This is a genomic window from Achromobacter sp. (assembly GCF_032102605.1).
Lineage (GTDB): Bacteria > Pseudomonadota > Gammaproteobacteria > Burkholderiales > Burkholderiaceae_B > Achromobacter.
Window position 1 is genome coordinate 155,489 of record NZ_DAMDGT010000005.1, and the last position, 20,614, is coordinate 176,102.

At 65.1% G+C, this 20,614-nt stretch carries 15 protein-coding genes; 5 read left to right on the forward strand and 10 right to left on the reverse strand.

Features of this window, described 5'->3' with window-relative positions; genetic code table 11:
- Position 1 precedes the first annotated feature (1 nt).
- Both RT614_RS13535 and RT614_RS13540 read right to left on the reverse strand, forming a co-directional pair.
- Entirely contained in the window at positions 2 to 2,242 is a 2,241-nt protein-coding gene (locus RT614_RS13535; RefSeq protein WP_313622624.1) for a TonB-dependent receptor, read from the reverse strand.
- A 238-nt stretch (positions 2,243 to 2,480) separates the two neighbouring features.
- Positions 2,481 to 3,392 carry a pirin family protein gene (locus RT614_RS13540; protein ID WP_313622625.1) on the reverse strand — a complete coding sequence of 304 codons (912 nt, stop codon included), beginning with the start codon at positions 3,390 to 3,392 and terminating at the stop codon, positions 2,481 to 2,483.
- A 150-nt stretch (positions 3,393 to 3,542) separates the two neighbouring features.
- Here RT614_RS13540 and RT614_RS13545 point away from each other — a divergent pair, with 150 nt between their 5' ends.
- Positions 3,543 to 4,451, forward strand: coding sequence for a LysR substrate-binding domain-containing protein (locus RT614_RS13545; RefSeq protein ID WP_313622626.1), 909 nt, complete (start codon positions 3,543 to 3,545; stop codon positions 4,449 to 4,451).
- Positions 4,452 to 4,687: 236 nt separating this feature from the next.
- Positions 4,688 to 7,393, forward strand: a complete 2,706-nt coding sequence (gene acnA / locus RT614_RS13550; RefSeq protein ID WP_313622627.1) for an aconitate hydratase AcnA — start codon at positions 4,688 to 4,690, stop codon at positions 7,391 to 7,393.
- Between the two features lie 197 nt (positions 7,394 to 7,590).
- Here the strand turns inward: acnA and RT614_RS13555 are convergent, their stop codons facing one another.
- Positions 7,591 to 8,364, reverse strand: a complete 774-nt coding sequence (locus RT614_RS13555; protein WP_313622628.1) for a class III extradiol ring-cleavage dioxygenase — start codon at positions 8,362 to 8,364, stop codon at positions 7,591 to 7,593.
- A 231-nt stretch (positions 8,365 to 8,595) separates the two neighbouring features.
- Between RT614_RS13555 and RT614_RS13560 the strand changes: the two genes are divergently transcribed.
- The 3 genes from RT614_RS13560 to efp all read left to right on the forward strand — a co-directional run bounded on the left by RT614_RS13560 (position 8,596) and on the right by efp (position 11,609).
- A complete protein-coding gene (locus RT614_RS13560) occupies positions 8,596 to 9,798 on the forward strand; it encodes a DUF2863 family protein (RefSeq protein ID WP_313622629.1) in 1,203 nt (400 codons plus the stop codon).
- Positions 9,799 to 9,805: 7 nt separating this feature from the next.
- Positions 9,806 to 10,918 (forward strand): elongation factor P maturation arginine rhamnosyltransferase EarP, encoded by a 1,113-nt coding sequence (gene earP, locus RT614_RS13565; protein WP_313622630.1) that lies wholly within the window; start codon positions 9,806 to 9,808, stop codon positions 10,916 to 10,918.
- A 130-nt stretch (positions 10,919 to 11,048) separates the two neighbouring features.
- Positions 11,049 to 11,609 (forward strand): elongation factor P, encoded by a 561-nt coding sequence (gene efp / locus RT614_RS13570; protein WP_006225610.1) that lies wholly within the window; start codon positions 11,049 to 11,051, stop codon positions 11,607 to 11,609.
- A 121-nt stretch (positions 11,610 to 11,730) separates the two neighbouring features.
- Here the strand turns inward: efp and RT614_RS13575 are convergent, their stop codons facing one another.
- The 7 genes from RT614_RS13575 to RT614_RS13605 all read right to left on the reverse strand — a co-directional run bounded on the left by RT614_RS13575 (position 11,731) and on the right by RT614_RS13605 (position 20,603).
- Positions 11,731 to 12,186: a DUF1178 family protein gene (locus tag RT614_RS13575; protein ID WP_313622631.1), complete on the reverse strand. Its 456-nt coding sequence runs from the start codon at positions 12,184 to 12,186 to the stop codon at positions 11,731 to 11,733.
- A gap of 111 nt (positions 12,187 to 12,297) precedes the next feature.
- The gene (locus RT614_RS13580; protein WP_313622632.1) at positions 12,298 to 13,989 is read right to left on the reverse strand and encodes a dipeptide ABC transporter ATP-binding protein; all 1,692 of its coding nucleotides are present in this window, start codon (positions 13,987 to 13,989) and stop codon (positions 12,298 to 12,300) included.
- On the reverse strand, positions 13,986 to 15,497 hold the full coding sequence (locus RT614_RS13585) for an ABC transporter permease (protein ID WP_313622633.1): 1,512 nt from the start codon (positions 15,495 to 15,497) through the stop codon (positions 13,986 to 13,988). The genes RT614_RS13580 and RT614_RS13585 overlap by 4 nt, the downstream gene beginning before the upstream one ends.
- Positions 15,498 to 15,502: 5 nt before the next feature.
- Positions 15,503 to 16,480 carry an ABC transporter permease gene (locus tag RT614_RS13590; protein ID WP_313622634.1) on the reverse strand — a complete coding sequence of 326 codons (978 nt, stop codon included), beginning with the start codon at positions 16,478 to 16,480 and terminating at the stop codon, positions 15,503 to 15,505.
- A complete protein-coding gene (locus RT614_RS13595; RefSeq protein ID WP_313622635.1) occupies positions 16,477 to 18,714 on the reverse strand; it encodes an ABC transporter substrate-binding protein in 2,238 nt (745 codons plus the stop codon). The genes RT614_RS13590 and RT614_RS13595 overlap by 4 nt, the downstream gene beginning before the upstream one ends.
- A 100-nt stretch (positions 18,715 to 18,814) precedes the next feature.
- Positions 18,815 to 19,480: a thermonuclease family protein gene (locus RT614_RS13600; RefSeq protein WP_313622636.1), complete on the reverse strand. Its 666-nt coding sequence runs from the start codon at positions 19,478 to 19,480 to the stop codon at positions 18,815 to 18,817.
- 112 nt (positions 19,481 to 19,592) lie between these two features.
- A complete protein-coding gene (locus tag RT614_RS13605; protein ID WP_313622637.1) occupies positions 19,593 to 20,603 on the reverse strand; it encodes a magnesium and cobalt transport protein CorA in 1,011 nt (336 codons plus the stop codon).
- Between the last annotated feature and the right edge of the window lie 11 nt (positions 20,604 to 20,614).

Consider the following 20,614-nt stretch of genomic DNA (forward strand, 5'->3'; position numbering starts at 1 on the left):
ATCAGAAGTCCATGCTGGCGGACAGGGAGAACGTGCGCGGGCCGCCCAGGACGAGGTAGCCGGAGCCGGGATAGCCTCCGACGGAGGCCCAATAGTTGCGATTGGCGATGTTTTCGACGCGAGCGCGCAACGTCAGCGCGTGTCCGCCCACGTCCGTCATGTATCGAACGCCGGCGTCGAAGCGCGTCCAACCCGGGACTTTCAATGTGTTTTGCGCATTCGCATACGACGAACCGGTATAGACAACGCGACCATCGACCGTCAGGCCCTGAACGCCGGGAATGTCCCACTCTGCGCCCATGGTGGTCTGGAAGCGCGGCACGCCGATCACGCGATTACCATCGATAGCCGAGTCGCCGGTCGAACGCTGTTCAGCGTCCAACCACGTGAACCCGCCCAACAGGCGGACGCTACGAGACACTTCACCGAAGACATTCAATTCAACGCCTTGATGACGGTCTTTCCCGGCTTCCTTGAACGTGAGATCGGAGAGGTCCGTATATGCCCTCGGCTTGTCCGTGGTGAACAACGCCAGAGTGGAACCAAAGTACTCTCCTTCGTACTTCACCCCAATTTCCTTCTGCTTTGATACGTAGGGCGGCAGGATTTGACCTGCGTTCACGACATCCAAGAAGCCAGAGCTGGTTGAGACCGTGGCAGGCGCCGTATCCCCTGCAACCAATGCTTCAATGTAATTTGCGTAGAGCGATACGTTGGGCGAGACTTTTACAACAAGCCCCGCAGCCGGGGAGTTGTGGCTCGCATCATAGGATCCGGTTTCCTTGCTAGTGTCGTAGTCATAGCTACGGCTAGATAGGCGCTGGTGTCGAATACCCGCAGTCAACAGAACACGATCCTCAAGGAACGACATCGTGTCGCCAAATGCAAAGCTGCTCGTCTTGATACGCCCCGTCAACGACGGGTTATCCATATCCCCGACGACTCGCGTCAACGGCGGCGCGTCGTAGTACGAAACGGGATCGTATATGTTGGTCTGTCGCGTCCCGCCCGTTGCATAGGCATTGTCTTTCTTCAATTGGAAAAAAGAGGCCGAGGCGACAAACTGATGTCCAACAGATCCGGTCTTCAGGTTAGCCCGCAGTCCGAATTCGCCCGTATCTACTCGATCCTCGCGCACATTATCAAATCGCGAAAATTGTGCAGCGCCGGTACTTCCGTTCGTGACGGTCACGTTGCCCAAGGAATTGGACTCATCACTCCGTCGAAAACCGTAGGCAGCCCAACCCGTCAACTTGTCACTGAAATCATGCTCCGCCCGGAGAGTACCAAAGACGTCGCGCTCATTGGAGTACGACCATGGCTGAGCGAAGTTGGAACTCGCGTCCGGAGCATCGGGAACGACGGTCACGTCTTTGGCCAACGTCACGTTCGGACGTGCGCGCTTTAGCTTGTTTTCCTGCCACCCAATATCACCCGACAGTCGCGTGTCTGCGGAACGCCAGTCCAACCCCAGCGAAACCACGCTAGTGCGGGAATGCTCATCGTCAACACCGGTATCGCCACTGCGTTGGGCAGCGTTGAAGCGGATGCCCGTGCTGTCGTCCGGACCAAACCGGCGTGCAATATCCGTAGATGCGAGGAACTGCCCCCCGCTGGACACGCCGGTCGTTACACGGGTCAGAGGCTCGTTGGGTGCGCGCTTAGGCACGAGGTTAATCACACCGCCGATACCGCCACCGCTAGGGGGAGCCCCCGTGAGGAAGGCCGAGGCGCCGCGCAGCACTTCAACTCGTTCGAACAATTCAGTGGCGATGTACTGACGCGGCAACAGGCTGAATAGGCCGTTGTAGGCAACGTCATCAGAACTCAAAATAAAGCCGCGGATGAAGTACGACTCCTGGAAGTTGCCAAAGCCTCGCGCCACACGCACCGTCGCATCGTTTTGAAGCACGTCGCCCACACTCTTCGCCTGGCGATCCTGGATCAGTTCATTCGTATAGCTGGTGACGCTGAACGGAGTGCTCATGAAGTCCTCCGTGCCCAGGATGCCGACACGGCCGCCGCGCGCCACCTGCCCGCCCGCGAAGGGCGCGGCCAGACCGCCGGCCGATGCGTCCGCGCTGGCCTCGACCCGGATGGCGTCCATCGATGTCACGGGGCCGTTGGTCGTGGCGGGCTGGGTTTGGGGTGCTGCAGGCTGGGTCTGGGGCGCGGTCTGGGCGTGGACGGCGCCAAGGCACGGCAGCGTGGCTGCCATGCATGCAAGAGTTCGTAGTTTCATATCGGGACGCTGGTAGGGCGGAAGCAATCCGCGTTGCGGTGGGAGATCCGCAAAATCCCGATCTGAACCGACGTGGCGCCCGGAACCGGCACCAGCAAAGCCCGTTCGCGTGGGGTCTTGAGGTCTAACGGGACAGATGTTACCAAAAGAGAATCGTTCTCATTGCTTCTCACAACGAGAAAAGCCCTCCACCGTTGCGGACTCGCAACAGGGAACCTATCCCGCCAAGTCGGAAAGCCTAGGCCTGCGCCTCGGCCTCGGCCTCGACGTCCAGAGTCTCGTAAGCCGCCAGCGCCTGCTCCAGCGAGGCATGGCCGGCCAGCAAACCCGCACCCTGCGGCGTGGCGCGCACGTCGACGGCCGGGCCGGCGATCAGCACGAAATGAGCCGGCGTTCGGCCGGCCATCAGCAGCAGAACACCCTCTTCCCCGTCCGGCTTGGCGCTGGCGGCCACCGCCAAACCGGCCCCGACCACCGCGAAGTCGGGATCCCCGCCGGCCACCTTGGGCAATGGAACCGCCCCTTTGCAGCGATGCCTGGCGCGCACGCCGACGTCGCCCTGCACTGCGTACAGCCACGCGTTCCATCCCGGCGGCAAGGGAACCAGCGTGCTCGCGCCGGGACGCAGCCAACCATCCAGTATCAAAAGCGGTTCGGGGGTCTGCAGGGGCGACTCCCAGCCGGCATGCTTGCCAGACACCACCCGGATGCGTCCGGAGGTGGTCTGGATAACGGGCATTTCCCAGGCCCGCAGCAGCGAGGTCGACGCGGGCAGGGATTTCAGGTGGTCAGGCAGGTCGATGAATATCTGCAAGCCGTGCAGTCTGGCTTCCCCGGCGGGCCGCTGGGCATGCACGATGCCAGTGCCAGCCAGCGTCCAGTGCAGGTCTCCGGCCCGGATCTCGCGGTTGTTTTCGGTGCTGTCCAGGCTCTGCATCACGCCCGTGCTGTCTTCCAGCAACAGCGTCGCGGCGCTGATACCAAAGTGCGGGTGGGGTGCGAAGGCCGGGCCGGTCATGACGAAGTGGTCCACCAGCACCACCGGCGACGTGCTCTTGGAAAAATCGGTGTGGCGGAACTGCCGGATCTCGCACGAATCGCCCTGCGACTTGATGGAGCCGGCGACGACGGCACTAAGGTGAAGAGTCAAAAAGCACTACCTGAGAGATTGCTGAATCTATTTCGAGGCACAGCTTATGGGTTCCCTCAATCGGACAGTAGTGGCTAATTTCAGGAATAATTGTCCTATCCAACAGGACAATTACGTCTCCAGCGCCGATTTCTCCTATTAAAACGCTGTATGCCTACCTTCATTCATCGCGTCGACGACCTGCTGTTGTTCAGCGAAGTCGTCGAAAAAGGCGGCTTTTCGGCAGCCGCACGTGTGTTGAATATGCAACGTTCCAAGCTCAGCCGACGGGTTGCCGAGCTGGAAATGCGGCTGGGCGTGCGGCTACTCCAGCGCAACACACGCAGCGTTTCGCTTACGCCCATGGGCGAACAGGTGTACGCCCACGCGCAGGCCCTGGCCCGCGAGGCCCGCACGGTGTTCGATCTGGCCGCCTCCGTGGGCGACACGCCCGCGGGCCTGCTGCGCATCACCGCCCCGTCGCCGCTGGCCGTGACCCTGCTGGGCGATCTGGTGGCCCGCTTCTGCCTGGCGCATCCCAACGTGCGCGTGCTGCTCGATTCGCGCGACCAGATCATCGACCTGGTCGCCGAAGGCTACGACCTGGCATTCCGCGCCCAGGGCTCGTCCCTGACGGACGCGCGCGTCAATGCCCTGGAAGTGGCGCCGGTGCCGCTGATCCTGGTGTGCAGCCCGGCCATGGCGAAGTCCGCGCCGAAGCATCCCCGCGACCTGGCTTCGCTGCCGCTTCTGGCCCATGCCACCCAAGACGGCGTGCATACGTGGCGTTTCACCGGCCCGGCCGGGGAAACGGAATCGGTGGAGTTCCAGCCGCGATCTCTCAGCAGCAACATGGCCACGCTGCGTGCGATGGCCCGCGCCGGCCTGGGCGTGGCGCTGGTGCCGCGCTATCTGTCCGCGGTGCTGCTGGACAAGGGCGACCTGGTGCAAATTCTGCCGGCCTGGACTGCCCCGCCGGCCCGGATCTACGCCGTCATGCCCACGCGGCGGGGCGAGCCGCTGGCCTTGCGCCGCTTCCTGGAATACGCCGTAGCGGAATTGCCTGCGCTGCTGGCGTGAGCCCGATATTGCGGCCGCAGGGTCTTGCAGGGTTTGCGCGCGTCCGCCAAAGTAGGGGTTTCGCCGAATTCCCATCCGGCCCGCCCGAAACAGGCGCCGGAACTTTGACGCGTCGCTCAAGTCTTATATAAGATATAAGACATAGACCCTCGGCAAACTTGTCCCGCAGACAATGACAAACGCGCCGAAACGCCTGAAAATGCCGCCTTCAGTTGGGCAAAACCACGGAGTCCATCATGCCGCACAACACCCTAGACACACTCAAGAATTTCAAGATCGGCAACAAGTCCTGTCAGTACTACTCGCTGCCGGCGCTGGGCGAGTCGCTTGGCATCGATGTGCAGCGGCTGCCGGTGTCCATCCGCATCGTGCTGGAATCCGTGCTGCGCAACTGCGACGGCAAGAAGGTCACTGAAGAACACGTGCGCCAGCTTGCCAGCTGGCAGGCCAACGCCAAGCGCGAAGATGAAATTCCCTTTGTCGTCGCCCGCGTGGTGCTGCAGGACTTCACTGGCGTGCCGCTCCTGGCCGACATCGCCGCCATGCGCTCGGTGGCCGACAAGATGGGCAAGAGTCCCAAGAGCATCGAGCCCCTGGTGCCGGTGGACCTGGTGGTCGACCACTCGGTCATGATCGACTACTTCGGCACCAAGAATGCGCTGGACCTGAACATGAAGCTGGAGTTCAAGCGCAACCAGGAACGCTACCAGTTCATGAAGTGGGGCATGCAGGCGTTCGACACCTTCGGCGTCGTGCCTCCGGGCTTCGGCATCGTTCACCAGGTCAACCTGGAATACCTGGCGCGCGGCGTGCACCAGGACAAGAAGAACAACGTTTACTACCCCGATTCGCTGGTGGGCACCGACAGCCACACCACCATGATCAACGGCATCGGCGTGGTGGGCTGGGGCGTGGGCGGCATCGAAGCCGAAGCCGGCATGCTGGGCCAGCCGGTGTACTTCCTGACCCCCGACGTCGTGGGCGTGGAACTGAAGGGCCAGCTGCGGGGCGGCGTCACCGCCACCGACCTGGTGCTCACCATCACCGAAATGCTGCGCCGTGAAAAGGTCGTGGGCAAGTTCGTGGAATTCTGCGGCGAAGGCACCGCCAGCCTGACCGTCGCCGAACGCGCCACCATCGGCAACATGGCGCCGGAATATGGCGCCACCATGGGCTTCTTCCCCGTCGACGAACGCACCATCGACTACTTCCGCGGCACGGGCCGCACCGAAGAGGAAATCGCCGCCTTCGAAGCCTATTTCAAGGCCCAGAACATGTTCGGCATCCCGGCGTCGCAGGACATCAACTTCACCAAGCTGCTGACGCTGGACCTCTCCACCGTCGCGCCGTCCCTGGCGGGCCCGAAGCGTCCGCAGGACCGCATCGAAATCGGCAACGTCAAGAACACGTTCATCGACCTGTTCTCCAAGCCCGTGGCCGAAAACGGCTTCAACCAGCCCGCCGAAAAGCTCAGCCAGACCTTCACCACCAGCGCCGGCACGAAGATCAAGAATGGCGACATCCTGATCGCCGCCATCACGTCCTGCACCAACACGTCCAACCCGAACGTGCTGCTGGCGGCGGGCCTGCTGGCCAAGAAGGCTGTCGAAGCCGGCCTGACCGTGCCCAAGCACATCAAGACGTCGCTGGCCCCCGGATCCCGCGTGGTCACCGACTACCTGACCAAGACCGGCCTTCTGCCCTACCTGGAAAAGCTGGGCTTCGATGTGGCCGCCTACGGCTGCACCACCTGCATCGGCAACGCAGGCGACCTCACCCCGGACCTGAACGAAGCCATCATCGACAACGACCTGGTCTGCTCGGCCGTGCTGTCGGGCAACCGTAACTTCGAAGCCCGCATCCACCCGAACATCAAGGCCAACTTCCTGGCCTCGCCCCCGCTGGTCGTCGCCTACGCGCTGGCCGGCACCGTCACGCGCGACCTGATGACCGAACCGGTCGGCCGCGGCAAGAACGGCGACGTCTGGATCGGCGACATCTGGCCGTCCACCGAAGAAGTCAACGCCCTGCTCAAGCACGCGCTGGATCCCGATGTCTTCGAGGCCAACTACGGGCAGGTCAAGTCCAACCCAGGCAAGCTCTGGGAAAACATCAAGGGAGTCACGGGCGACACCTACGACTGGCCGGATTCCACCTACATCGCCGAGCCGCCCTTCTTCGAAGACTTCGGCATGACGCCGGGCGCCATGCCCACCGTCAAGTCGGCGCGCGCGCTTGGCGTGTTCGGCGACTCGGTCACCACCGACCACATTTCGCCGGCCGGATCCATCAAGGAATCCTCGCCCGCGGGCAAGTGGCTGAAGGAAAACGGCGTCATGAAGGCCGACTTCAACAGCTACGGCTCGCGCCGCGGCAACCATGAAATCATGATGCGCGGCACCTTCGCCAACGTGCGCATCAAGAACCTCATGATCCCGTCCCTGCCCGACGGCAGCCGCTTCGAGGGCGGCGAAACCCTGTTCCAGCCCACCGGCGAGCAGATGTCGATCTACGACGCGGCCATGAAGTACGTCGCAGCCGGCACCCCCACCGTGGTGTTCGGCGGCGAAGAGTACGGCACCGGCTCGTCGCGCGACTGGGCCGCCAAGGGCACGCAACTCCTGGGCGTCAAGGCCGTCATTACCCGCAGCTTCGAACGCATCCACCGCAGCAACCTGGTGGGCATGGGCGTGCTGCCCCTGCAGTTCAAGGGCGGCGACAGCGTCCAGTCGCTGGGCATCACCGGCGAAGAAACCTACGACATCTCGGGCCTGGAAAACGGCATCAAGCCGATGCAGGACGTGACGCTGACGATCACCCGCAAGGACGGTTCCAAGCAGGACGTGACCGTGCTGCTGCGCATCGACACGCCGATCGAGGTGGACTACTACCAGCACGGCGGCATTCTGCCCTTCGTGCTGCGTCAGCTGTTGGCCGCCTGATGTTGGCAGCATGATGTTGGCCGCCTGATTCTTTCGCGCCGGCAAAAAGCCCCGGGACCTTTCGGTCCCGGGGCTTTTTATTTGCTGCTGCATGTCGGCGCGTCTGATGCCGGACAACGAATGCGCCGCTGCGCGCCGCGTCATCCGCGGAACGTCGTTTGCACCGACGTTCGACGGAGGCGGCGCCGCGTCTGCGTTCAGTCGAACTGGTAGGCGTCCATCGCCAGCGCGCTGTACGAGACTTCGTCGTTCAAACGCCGCGCAACGGACCCGCCCGCACCCAGCGCCACGTACAGAGGCATCAGGTGGTCGTCGTGCGGGTGGGCCTGCATGGCGCCGGGCGCCTGGGCCTGCCAGTCCAGCAGCGCCGACACATTGTGTTCGGCGAGGTTGCGGGCATACCACTCCTGGAACGCCGGCACATAGGCCGCCGCGGGCGCATCCTGCGGCATGCGCACGTGGCGCAGGTTATGCGTCAGCGAACCCGATCCGATGATCAGGATGTCCTCGTCACGCAGCGGGGCCAGGGCCCGGCCCAGTTCCATCTGGCCCGCCGCGTCGCGGCCCATGTCCAGCGACAATTGCACCACCGGCACGTCCACGTCCGGATACAGATAGCGCAGCGGCACCCACGCGCCGTGATCCAGCGGGCGACGCGCATCGCGGTCCGCCGAAATACCCGATGCCGCCAGCAAGCCCTGCACGCGAGCGGCCAGCGTCGGCGACCCGGGCGCTGCGTACTGCAGCGTGTAGAGCTCGGGCGGAAATCCGCCGAAATCGTGCCAGGCCACCTGCTGGTCGCGGGTGGACAACGCGAGCCCCTCGCCCATCCAGTGTGGCGACACCACCAGGATGGCGGCGGGCTTGCGGCCTTGCGCGGCGCTCCAGTCCGCCAATGCAGGACCGGTGCGGCCGGGCTCGACGGCCAACATGGGAGAACCGTGGGAAACAAAAAGCGTAGGCCAACGCATGGCTGTGCCTCCAGAAAAATCGTTGATGCGTCATTGTCGGACGATTCAAACCAGCAATAAACCCCATGGTTCGGGATGATCAGTTGCTTAATCAGCATCAATACGGCTTCCGTCTGGCTTGGCGACGGGGCGGGCGTCCGTTTCCCTGGCCTAGGGTTGCGCCCGTCCCCCGGAGAGAGAGCCGGGCGTTAAACTACGTCGTTACACACTGAATGGACGTCCCCCGAAGTTATGGCCCGATCCCGCAGCCAATCCGCTCCCCGCATGACCCGTGACGCAACCCGCCTGGTCGCCCTTGCCCAGGCGCTGAACCGTTCGGGCAGCCGCGTCGAAGACGTGTTCTGGGAGAACCAGCTTGGCGAAGCGATTCCGAAGCTGTTGAAGGCGGGACAGGACGCCCCGCTGGAAGCGGCGCTGGACCACCTTGCTCAAAGCGACGTAGGCGCCTACGAGGTCTTGATCGAACAGGCCGAAACACTGTCCGAATCGATGAAGATCGAAAAAAACGGCGTCCGGTACGACACCTTGCTGATTGTCGCGCCGATTGTCGCGTGGACCCGCTATGCCATTCCCACCGGCCCGATCTCCGCAAGCGCCCAGCAGGCCCTGCTGGCCCAGCTGCACGGGCACGTGCTGTCCAGCAAGGCGCGCAGCGCCCTGATGCCCGTGCTGGTCAGCGTGGACCAGATGCCCCGCACCTTCTCCGAGACCTGGCAGTGGCTGCAGCGCCTGGGTTCGCAGGCGCTGGGGGCTGAAACCACGAAGCCCACCTTGAACACCGAAGTCGAGACCGCGAACATGCTGGCCGACACGCGCTACGTGGTCGGCGCGGTCGCGGTGCCCGAGGGCGAACCCATCTTCCGCTGGCAGGAAAGCGTCGGCGACGCCGAGGCCAGCCGCGACGCCTGCCAAGCCCAGTGGGCGGCTCAAGCGCATCCCACCCTGGCTGGCCTGCTGCCGGGTTGCGGCTTCGAAGCCCTGCTGCCGGACGCCTACTACGTCAGCAACCGCGAAGCCGACCGCCAGGTGCGTCCGTTGTCGTTGCGCGCGGCGGTCAGCTGGCTCGAAGGCGCGGTCAGCCTGGAAGCCTCGCAACTGCGCGCCGTCGTGGCCGGCTGCGGCGAAGGCCGCATCGACGAATACCGCATCGGATTCACGGCGCGCAACAGCAACGACGTCTATTACGGCTGCGTCTGGCCCTTGTACGGCCGCGAGGAAGACGTGGTGATGGACGAAGGCCAGCCCGACGTGGTCGACGAAATCGCCGCGCTCCTGAAGGAATACGGCGTCACCGACGTGCGCCGCATTCCCGGCGTGCTACCGCCGGAATATTGCGAGGACTGCGGAGCGCCCTACTTCCCCAATCCGCTTGGCGAGCTGGTGCATGCCGAGCTGCCCGAGGACGCCGAAGCCGCCCCCGCCCACTTCCACTAAGGCGGCCATGCAAGCGGACATCTTCTGCCGAGTCGTCGACAACTACGGCGACATTGGCGTCTGCTGGCGCCTGGCGCGGCAGCTCGCGCAGGATTGCCGCTGGGATATCCGCTTGTGGGTCGACGACCTGGCCAGCTTCGCGCGCATCCAGCCCGGCATCGACGCCCACGCGGCGCGCCAGGAACTGGCTGGCGTGGACATCGTCCATTGGTCCGACAACCCCGCCCCGGCGCTGGCGGCGCGCGACGTCGTGATCGAGGCGTTCGCCTGCGATCCCCCCGCAGCGTTCGTCGACAGCATGCGCCGCACCCATCCGGTCTGGATCAATCTGGAATACCTCAGCGCCGAGTCCTGGGTGGAAAGCTGCCACGGCCTGCCGTCGCAGCGGCCGGACGGATTGGTCAAGCACTTCTTCTTTCCCGGCTTCACCACGGCCACCGGGGGCCTGCTGCGAGAACAGAATCTGTCGGCCGAGCGCGATGCGCTGCAGCAGTCCACGGCGCTGCAGGACAGTTTCCTGCGCTCCGCCGGCGTGCCGGACGACGTGTTGGCCCAGCGCCGCGGCGGCGCCCGTACCGTGTCCCTGTTTTGCTACCCTTCGGCGCCGGCTGCGTCGCTGGCCACGGCGCTGGCGGCCGATCAGCGCCCCACCGTCCTGCTCGTTCCCCAGGGCGTGGCGCCTGCCCTTGAATCCGCCTGCCAGTCGCCCGGTGCCCCGCGGATCGTGCGCCTGCCCTTCATGGCGCAGCCCGATTTCGACCGGGTGCTCTGGTGCGCGGACCTCAATTTCGTGCGGGGTGAGGACTCTTTCGTCCGCGCCGCCTGGGCGGCGCGTCCGCTTGTCTGGCAGATCTACCCGCAGGAAGAGAACGTCCACCTGGAAAAGCTGGACGCCTGGCTGGCGCGCTATCCGGCCCCAGAATCCGCGCAGGCGCTGATCCGGGCCTGGAACCAGCCCGAATCGGGCGGGGCCGCAGCCGCGGTCACGGCCGCGCTCTCGCCCGCCGAATGGACGGCCTGGGCCGCCGCCGCCCGGGATTGGGACGCCAGCCAGTCCGCCTTGCCGGGCCTGGCTGAAAATCTGGCCGCGTTTTGCGCAGAGTTGGCCAAGAAACGTTAGAATAGAGAGTTTTCTGAGTCGCCCTGAATATGTCGGGCCCTCAACTATGACGCCTCCCGGGGTGTGCATGAAGCCATGCAGGCTTGGTGCAAGCACGGCGAGTGCACCCATCACCCCCGGAGTTTTATCGATGAAAACCGCTCAGGAATTGCGAGTCGGCAACGTGGTCATGGTCGGCAAGGATCCCCTCGTGGTCCAGAAGGCCGAATACAACAAGTCGGGCCGCAACGCGGCAGTCGTCAAGCTGAAGTTCAAGAACCTCTTGACCGCCTCGGCCAGCGAATCGGTCTACAAGGCCGACGAAAAGTTCGAAGTCGTTCAGCTCGATCGCAAGGAATGCACGTATTCCTACTTCGGCGACCCCATGTACGTCTTCATGGACGAAGAGTACAACCAGTACGAAATCGAAGCCGAAAGCATGGGCGACGCCCTGAACTACCTGGAAGAAGCGATGCCCGTGGAAGTGGTCTTCTACGACGGCCGCGCCATTTCGGTTGAACTGCCCACGACGCTCGTGCGCGAAATCACCTACACCGAGCCCGCCGTCCGTGGCGACACCTCGGGCAAGGTGACCAAGCCCGCCAAGATCAACACCGGCTACGAACTGAACGTGCCGCTGTTCTGCGCCATCGGCGACAAGATCGAAATCGACACCCGCACGAACGAATACCGCAGCCGCGTCAACAACTGATCCGGCCCAGCGCAAGAAAAAGCCAGACCTTCACGGGTCTGGCTTTTTTCATTGCCGCCGGGGCCTGGGGCGGCTGCTACGCGGGTCTGTCATGCAGGTGCGTGCGCGCTGCACGCGCCGCTTACTGCAGGCGCTCGTCGTCCAGGAAGTCGGGAACGGCCATGACCTCGATGCCGTCCTCGGCCAGGGATTCGCGTTCTTCAGGCGTGGCGGTGCCGCGGATCGGGCGGTCGTCGGCGTCGCCTTCGTGGATGCGGCGCGCTTCCTGTGCGAAACGCGGACCGACGTTTTCGGTGTTGCGCACCAGGGCGCGCACCTGGCGCATCACGGCTGCCTGCAGGGCAGCCATTTTCTCGGCGTCAGACATGGCCGGCGCCACGGGCTGGGCCGCGGGCGCATGCAGATGGGCCACGTTCAGGCGCGGCGCGGACAGGCGCTTGGTGATGTTGGCCGACGCGCAAACCGGACACGTGACGAGGCCACGCGCCTGTTGCGCGTCGTAGTCTTCGTGCGAAGCGAACCAGCCTTCGAAAATGTGGCTGTGATCGCACTGGAGGTCAAAAACTTTGAGTGCCATGGCATCAATATGAGGTTCAGCACCCAGAATACAAGATCCTGCCCCCGCCCGGCAGCCCGGCCAGGCGGCGCTGGCGCGCTTGCGGCGCGCAAATCAGCATGAAAGAAGGGGTCAGGCCGTCTCCGGCGGGCCGAAATGCAGGCGCGGCACTGCCGCCAGCAGCCGGCGCGTGACGTCCTGTCGGGGCGCCAGCAACACCGATTCTGCCTGGCCCAGTTCGACGATACGCCCCTTGTCCATGACCGCGATTCGATCCGCCAGGTATTCGACCACGCCGAAGTTGTGCGTGATGAAGAGATAGGCGATTCCCAGTCCGGCCTGCAATTCGCGCAGCAGGTCCAGGATCTGCGCCTGCACCGATACGTCGAGCGCGGACGTGGGTTCGTCGCAGATAAGCACCTTGGGTTCGACCGCCAGCGCGCGTGCGATCGCGATGCGCTGGCGCTGGCCACCCGAGAATTCGTGCGGGTAGCGCGTCAGCGTGTTGGCCGGCAGCCCTACCCGCTCGATCAATTGGGCCGCGTGCTGCTCGCGTGCTTCCCGGCTCATGCCGCGTCGCAGGGACGCCAGCCCTTCGTCCAGGATCTCGCCCACGCGCATGCGGGGATCCAGCGACGCATACGGGTCCTGGAACACGATCTGGATGTCCTGGCGCAGCCGCTGCAGCTGGCGGCGGTCAGCCGACAGCAGGTCGTGCCCTTGCAGCATGGCGCGGCCCGACACGCGGGCGCCGTCGATCAGGCGCAGCAGCGCCTTGCCCGTGGTGGTCTTGCCGCAGCCCGACTCGCCCAGAAGCGCAAGGGTTTCGCCGGCGCGCAGCGTGAAGGTCACGCCATCCACTGCCTTGACCCAGGACACGATCCGGCGCAGCGGGCCTTTGCGCACCGGGTAATGGACTTTCAGGTCCTGCACGTCCAGCACCACGCCCGCCGCCTGCCCCGCCGCGCTCGCGCCGTTTCGGTGCGCCGCAGCCGCGCGCCCCTGTTCGGTCAAGGGCACGCCGCGCTTGTCGAAGGTGGGGATGGCCTCGAAAAGCTGCCGCGCGTAGGGATGGCGCGGCGCGCGGAAGAATTCCTCGGCGCTGGCGCTTTCGACGATCTCGCCGCCGCGCATCAGGGCGACGTGGTGCGCCACGTTCTTCACCACCGCCAGGTCGTGCGTAATGAGCAGCACCGCCATGCCCATTTCCTGCTGGATGCTCGCCAGGAGTTCCAGCACCTGCGCCTGCACCGTGACGTCCAGCGCGGTGGTGGGCTCGTCGGCGATCAGCAGCACGGGCTCGGCCGCCAGCGCGATCGCGATCATGACGCGCTGCTTCTGGCCGCCGGAAAACTGGAAGGGATAGTCGTCGATGCGGCGTTCGGGCTCGGGGATGCCGACCCGGCGCAGCCAGTCGATGGCGCGGGCGCGCGCCGCCGCACCGCGCAGCGGCGTGTGCGCGGTCAGCGTCTCGATGATCTGGTCGCCCACGCGCATGACCGGATTCAGGCTGGTGGACGGTTCCTGGAAGATGATGCCGATTCGTCCGCCCCGCACGCCTCGCATGGCGCTTTCGGGCAGCCTGTTGAGTTCTTCGCCATCCAGGTCGATCTGGCCGCCCACGATGCGCCCGGCGTCCGGCAGCAGGCGCAGCAGCGCCAGCGCGGTCATGCTCTTGCCGCAGCCGGACTCACCCACCAGCGCGAAGGTCTCGCGCCGGGAAATGGCCAGTTGCAGGCGTTTGACCGCATGGGTGATGCCGCTTTCGCCCGCGACGTCCACGTCCAGGCCGTCCACGGTCAGCAAAGGCGTGTGCGCGTTCATGGCGCCTCTCCGGTCTTGGACGAGCGGGCGTCGGCGGCCAGCATCGCGCCGGGACGGCGGCCAAGGAATCCCAGGCGCGCCAGGCGGCTGGGCTTGTAACGGCGAGTGCGGGGATCGAACGCGTCGCGCACCGCGTCGGCAAAGAGGTTGGCCGCCAGCACCAGCGCCAGCATGAAGATGAAAGCGGTCATCAGGTTCCACCAGATCATGGGATCGCGGGACATTTCCAGCCGGGCGCCGTCGATCATCGACCCGAACGAATTCATGCTGGGATCGACACCGATGCCCAGGTAGGACAGCACGGCCTCGTACAGCACCAGGCCCGAGAATTCCAGCACCACGGTGATAAGCACCAGATGCGCCACATTGGGCAGCAGGTGGCGCGTCATGATGCGCCAGTGCGAAACGCCAAAGGCGCGCGCTGCCTGCACGTATTCAAGTTCACGCAGCTTGAGCGTTTCGGCGCGCAGCAGCCGGCAGAGGCCCGCCCACCCCGTCAGCCCCAGGATCATGCACAACAGGAACAGCCGCAGGTCGGCGCGGGCGGCGGAGGTGTCGAAGAGGTCGGAATGGTTGTCGATGTAGACCTGCATCATCAGCGCGCATGCGGCCACCAGCAGCACGCCGGGAATCGACGTGATGGTGGTGTACAGGTACTGGATGGCGTCGTCGACCTTGCCCTTGAAATAGCCCGCCGCGATGCCGAAGACGATGGCGGGCGGCAGCATTGCCAGCGTGGTCAGGCTGCCGATGACCAGCGCCGTGCGGATGCTTTTCAGGGCTTGCCACAGCACGTCGTTGCCGATGCGGTCGGTGCCCAGCGCGTGATAGCCGCTGGACAGGCCGGCCAGCGCGCCCACGGCCAGGCAGAGCAAGGCGAACGTGATCGTCATGGCGCGCCACGGAACGTCTGCACGCCCGGCCAGCAATTCCTCGGCCGCGTGCGAGGCCGAGCCCGTGGCGCGCGCCAGGCAGACGAACAGCAAGACCGCCCCCACCAGCGCCACCGCCAGGCCGGCCGCAAGACCCCAGCCCAGCCGCGCGGCGATGTCGCCCGCGCGCTCCGTGTCGGGGTCGGTCAGGTGCAGGGCCGCGCCGCGCAGGCGCGGAAAGTCGCGCACCGGCTTGTCGTCGACCAGCATGGTTTCCTTGGTGAACTGATGCGCGGCCAGGGGCTCGGAATAGGTTTTCTCGGGCCGCGTGAGCACGGTATTGGCCAGCAGGCCGTCCAGCGCGGACTGCACCGCCGGCGCGTAGACCGGCGGGGCATCCGCCGCCGCTCCCGGCGCGGGCGGCAGTTGCGGGCGGTAATGCACGGAATCCAGCAGGCCCACCACCGCAAAAGCCACGAGTATGACCGCGGAACACATGGCGGGCGTGTCGCGCGCCACCCTGGCCCAGGTGGCCCGCAGGTTGGTGCTGCGGCGCACACGCCAGACATAGGCAAGCGCTCCCAGCACCATCAGCCACAGCGCGATATCGGTCCAGAGAAAGACGAACTTGGGCATGGCGGCTACTCGAATCGGACGCGGGGATCGGCCAGCGTGTAGGAAATGTCGGCCAGGATCAGCCCCACGATGTACAGCGCGGAGCCCAGGAACACCATGGCGCGGACGATGGAGAAGTCCTGCGCATTGATGGCGTCGATGGTGTAGCTGCCCAGTCCGGGAATGCCGAAGAACGATTCCGCGATCAGACTGCCCATGAACAGCAGCGGCAGCGCGGCGACGGTACTGGTCAGGATGGGCAACATGGCGTTGCGCAGCACGTGCCGGAATAGCACCACGCGTTCGGCCAGCCCCTTGGAGCGCGCGGTGCGCACGTAGTCCTTGCCGATTTCCTCGAGGAACAGGGTGCGATAGAAGCGCGCCTCGGGCCCCAGGCGCGAAACGATCGCAACCAGCACCGGCAACGCCAGGAACTTGACCACGTCCAGCCCGCCCGAATAGCCCGAGAACGGCACCAGCATCAGCAGCTTGGCGAAGACCCATTGCCCGGCAATGATGTAGAACAGGCTGGATATCGACAGCAGCATCACGCAAAGCACCACGCCCCAGAAATCCAGCCGGGTGGCGCGGAAATAAACCAGCGTCAGCGAAAACACGATGCTGGCGAAAAGCCCCAGGAAGAATGTCGGCACGGCCAGCGCCAGGCTGGGCCCCATGCGCGTCTTGATTTCGCGGCCGATGTCGCGGCCGCCGTCGGACGCGCCGAAATCCATGACCAACAGCGGCACCGAGCGCCGATAGAACACGGTGTCGGTAAGCTGCGCCGTGCCCTGCGCCTGGGCATTGAAGAACAAGGGCTTGTCGTAGCCGCGCTCGGCCTTCCATTTTTCAACGGCGTCCTGGCTGACGCGCTGCCCGCCGATGGCCAGCCGCGCCATGTCGTCGGGCGTGTTCACCGCGAAGAACAGGATGAAGGTAAACAGATTCACGCCGATCAGAATCAGCACGCCATACAGCAGTCGGCGTATCACGTAGCCGATCATGATTGTTGCTCCTTGCGCTCGGGCGGCACGAACGCCGTCTGGCGTTCACGCCGCTTGAGCGCCACGTACGAAGGCCAGATCGCCAAACCCAGCAGCAGCACGAAGACGCCGATGGGCCACCAGATGGGCGAGTTCCATTCGTCGATCTTGCGCTGCCGCAGTTCCGGATCGATCTTCATGTATTGAAGGGTGTTGCGCACCATCTGCGTGGGCTTGGCGTTGCCCACCCACTGCTGGTAGGCGCCCCCGGACATCGGGAAATAGCCGAACATCCACGGCGCATCGCGCTGCACGACCGCGATCATCCGGGCGATCAGCTCGGCCTTTTCCGGGCCGTCGTCCAGGAACTTCATCTGTTCGAACAGCCGGTCGAATTCAGGGCTGGAATAGTTCGCGGCGTTCTCGCCGCCGCCCTTGGCCTTGGCGTTCGGGCCATAGAGCAGGAAAAGGAAGTTCTCGGCGTCGGGGTAGTCGGCGTTCCAGCCCCACAGGAAGATCTGCGCGGAGCCGCGCAGCATTTTGTCCTGGAAGCGGTTGTAGTCGGTGGCCCGCACGTCGAGCTGCACGCCGATCTTGGCAAGCTGGCGGCGCATCCAGTCGAACTGCGGATTGGATCCGCCCCCCGACATCGAGTCGTAGTACAGCACCAGCGGCGCCCCGGTCTGCGCATTGCGGCCGTCGGGATAGCCGGCTTCGGCCAAGAGGCGCTTGGCCACATCGATGGACTTGCGCACGGGCTTGCCGTCGACAACGTCGTAGACGACCGGATTGATGCCCTCGGGCGGATCGCGATAGCCCAGCACGCCGGGCGGCACCGGCCCGTAGGCCACGGAAGCCTGGCTGTTCTCGAACACCGCGACGTATTCTTCCCAGTCGAACGCGATGCTGATGGCCTGGCGCAGTTTGCGATTGCGCTCTTCCTGTTCGGGCGTATCGCCCTTGCCCACCACCGGGTCCAGCCAGTTGAAGCCCATGTACCAGTTGGCGGTTTCGACCGTGGTGGGCAGCTTGATGCCGTGCTCGCGGTACTTGCGCGCCTTGTCCTGGCTGTCGCCCGCGGCCACCAGCATGGCCACGCCGTATTCACCGCGTTCGATCTGCGGTACGTCGTAGTACCCCTGCATGAACTTGCCGGTCAGGGGAATGGCTTCTTTTTCGACGCTGAATTCCGCGCGATCGATGAAGGGCGTGGGCTTGCCGCAGTCGGCAAGAAGGCCGGCGGCCTGGTCGCCGGGCTCGCCTTCGCAGGGATAGGGCTCGCCATGGTAGTTGGGATTGCGACCCAGCACGTGGCGGCGGTTCTGCAGCGACTCCACCAGCATGTACGGGCCGGTGCCGACAGGCCAGGTGTTCAAGGACAGGTCATGCGCGGACATGCCGGGCTGGTTGTAGAAGCGGTCCGCCTCCCAGGGCACCGGCGCGGTGAAGGTCATGGCCAGCCAGTACTTGAACTGCGGATACTTGCCGTCGACGCGGATGCGCAGCGTGTGAAGATCCAGGGCTTCAACGCCCTTGAATTCATCGTCCTCGCGCAGGTCCAGCCAGGGCGCCGTGCCCGCGCCCCCAGGCATGTCGCGCCGCAGTTCCTGGTCGCGCTTGCGCAGGCGGTCGCCGTAGTCCTTCAGGCCCTGCACGTGCTCGGCCATCAGGGAATAGATGGGCGAGACCACCCGCGGGCTGGCAAGGCGGCGGAAGGCGTACACGTAGTCGTCGGCCGTGAGTTCGCGCGTGCCCGTCAGCGGGAAATCAGGAATGTAGAACTTGTCGTCCAGTTCGCCCGGCGCCAGCGGGAAGTACGCGTAGCTGCCGTCAGGCTTGCGGGCAAAGGCCGGATGCGGCGCAAAGCGGATGCCCGGCCGGATCTTGATGTCGTAGATGCTTTGTGCGATCTGGTCGCCGGGTGCGTCGGCAGGCAGCGTGTTGCCCTGGGCGTCCAGGTAGACCGGCGGGTCGATCGAAGCCGCGGCGCGCGGCACCAGTTCGTAGGGCCGCTTCAGGTAGTGATACCCGTAAAGCGGCTCATAGATGTTGTAGGTATAAGGGGTTTCGTCGCCGGAATAAGAGCTGGCGGGGTCCAGGTACTTGGGAGAGCGCTTGACGAAGGCGGAATACAGCGTGTTCTGGCTTTCGGCGCCGGATGGATAGGGGCTGTTGATGGGGCTTTCTTGCGAGCAGCCCGTCAATGCCAGCGACAGCAGCATGGCCGTCGCCCAGAGCCGCTTCAGTACACCCATGGAAACCTTCCCTTCGTTTCGTAGCGACAGAGGATAGCAAACGTGGGCCCGGGCCAGTACCCTGGCATCCACCTAGGGGGAGCGGGCCGGAACGCGCCGCTCAGCCGCACTGGCGCTGCCGCCAGCAGTCGTAGCGCCATTTCCAGGGTTGCGTGGGGTCCGGCCTGGCCCACAGGCCACGGCCGGCGGCCTTGGCCTGGCGTTGCAGGTCCGGCATGGCCTTGTCGCGCAGGTAATCACCCTTGCGGGCGGTGTAGGCCCAGGCATAGCCGGCTTCGACCTGCAGACGGTTGGCCGAGCGGCCGTCGTCCAGGATCAGCGCGCAGACGTCGCGGCCATATTGGTCCTGTTCATAACATTGGGCGGTGATCGTCTTGCCGGCGACCAGCCCCGCCAGGTGTTTGCGGGCCGCTTCGGCGTCAGGCTGACCGGGCTGGGCGTCGCCATGGCCCTCTTCCGGCGCGTCGATGCTGTCCATGCGGATACGCCGCTGGCCGTCCGGGGCGCGCAGGGTCACGGTGTCGCCGTCGGCCACGTTCACGATGGTGCCGGTAAGCGTGTAGCTGCCCGGCGGCACGCCCCCGGATGGGGCTTTGCTCCTGGCCGAGGGCGAGGACTCGGACGCTGCCGGGCGGTCGGGCTGGCGCGGCTCGTCCCGCCCCGACGGCTGCAGCCAGTTCACGATAGCGCCCGCCGCCGCGAGGATCAGGGCGACGATCAGGGCGGTCAGCTTGCTGCCGCCGCGAAAGGGAGGTTTGCTACGCACCGGCCGGGCTCCGGGATGAAAACGGGAGGAGTTTGCCACAAGCTGGCGTGCGGGAATGCGCGGAAACAGGCCGGGACAGGCGGGCGCAGGCCCGCCCAGGCCGCGCCGCGCGTCAGAGCCAGCCGGACTTGCGGAAGCGCCAGTAAAGCACCGAACAGGCGGATGCGATCACGCCCAGCGTGATCGGATAGCCCCAGGGCGACTTGAGTTCAGGCATGAATTCGAAGTTCATGCCATAGATGCCGGCGATGGCGGTGGGCACCGCCAAAATGGCGGCCCAGGACGCCAGTTTGCGCGTGGTGTCGTTCTGCGCCGCCTGGCCGATCATCAGGCTGGCTTCAAATGCGAACGCCAGCGACTCGCGCAGGGAATTGAACAGTTCGTCCACGCGCAGCACGCGATCGGCGACTTCGCCAAAGTACGGCCGGGCATGCTCGTCGACGGCGGACATCTCCACGCGCGCCAGACGGCGGCAGATCTCTGCCAGCGGCGACACGACGGTGTGGATGCGCAGCAGGTCCCGGCGTTGCCGGTACAGCCTGCGGATGTCGGAGTCCTTGGCGCCGCGGATCAGCAGTTTCTGCTCCGCGCCCTCCACCACCGATTCGATCTTGACGGCCGCCGCGACATAGCGGTCGACCAGCCAGTCCAGCAATTCGGACGCAACGTAGTCGCTGCCGCGCTTGAGCAGGTCAGGGGAGGCTTCCAGGCGTTCGCGCAACGGGCTGTGGCCGGCGGTGGCGCCGCGGCGCACCGTGACGAGAAATCCGTCGCCGATCAGGAACTGCGTCTCGCCGAAGATGGGACGCTCGGCTTCGACTTCGACCGTGACGGCGACGATCAGGATCATGTTGCCGTAGTCGATGATCTTGGGTCGCCGGTGGGTCTCCAGCATTTCTTCCTGGTTCTTGTCGCAGGCGCCCAGTTCGCTGGCCACCATGGCGACCGTCTCCGGGCGGGGATTGCGCAAGCCGATCCACAGCATGCTCTGGCCCTGGCGCTGGCTGACATACTGACCGGCTTCATTGATGGGGACCTCGCGATCCCGCCGTCCGTTCAAGTAGGCGATCGAGGCCACGACCTCGCTTTTGGGCGCGTCGGCGGCTTGTGCTTCAGTAGACATATACAACCTCG

Bases quoted from the DNA above. Each gene is read 5' to 3' on its own strand.
- RT614_RS13560 (WP_313622629.1), top strand. From the start codon at position 8,596: ATGGCCCGATCCCGCAGCCAATCCGCTCCCCGCATGACCCGTGACGCA.
- RT614_RS13585 (WP_313622633.1), bottom strand. From the start codon at position 15,497: ATGCCCAAGTTCGTCTTTCTCTGGACCGATATCGCGCTGTGGCTGATG.
- RT614_RS13555 (WP_313622628.1), bottom strand. From the start codon at position 8,364: ATGCGTTGGCCTACGCTTTTTGTTTCCCACGGTTCTCCCATGTTGGCC.
- earP (WP_313622630.1), top strand. From the start codon at position 9,806: ATGCAAGCGGACATCTTCTGCCGAGTCGTCGACAACTACGGCGACATT.
- RT614_RS13590 (WP_313622634.1), bottom strand. From the start codon at position 16,480: ATGATCGGCTACGTGATACGCCGACTGCTGTATGGCGTGCTGATTCTG.
- acnA (WP_313622627.1), top strand. From the start codon at position 4,688: ATGCCGCACAACACCCTAGACACACTCAAGAATTTCAAGATCGGCAAC.
- RT614_RS13580 (WP_313622632.1), bottom strand. From the start codon at position 13,989: ATGAACGCGCACACGCCTTTGCTGACCGTGGACGGCCTGGACGTGGAC.
- RT614_RS13535 (WP_313622624.1), bottom strand. From the start codon at position 2,242: ATGAAACTACGAACTCTTGCATGCATGGCAGCCACGCTGCCGTGCCTT.
- RT614_RS13595 (WP_313622635.1), bottom strand. From the start codon at position 18,714: ATGGGTGTACTGAAGCGGCTCTGGGCGACGGCCATGCTGCTGTCGCTG.
- efp (WP_006225610.1), top strand. From the start codon at position 11,049: ATGAAAACCGCTCAGGAATTGCGAGTCGGCAACGTGGTCATGGTCGGC.
- RT614_RS13545 (WP_313622626.1), top strand. From the start codon at position 3,543: ATGCCTACCTTCATTCATCGCGTCGACGACCTGCTGTTGTTCAGCGAA.
- RT614_RS13605 (WP_313622637.1), bottom strand. From the start codon at position 20,603: ATGTCTACTGAAGCACAAGCCGCCGACGCGCCCAAAAGCGAGGTCGTG.
- RT614_RS13575 (WP_313622631.1), bottom strand. From the start codon at position 12,186: ATGGCACTCAAAGTTTTTGACCTCCAGTGCGATCACAGCCACATTTTC.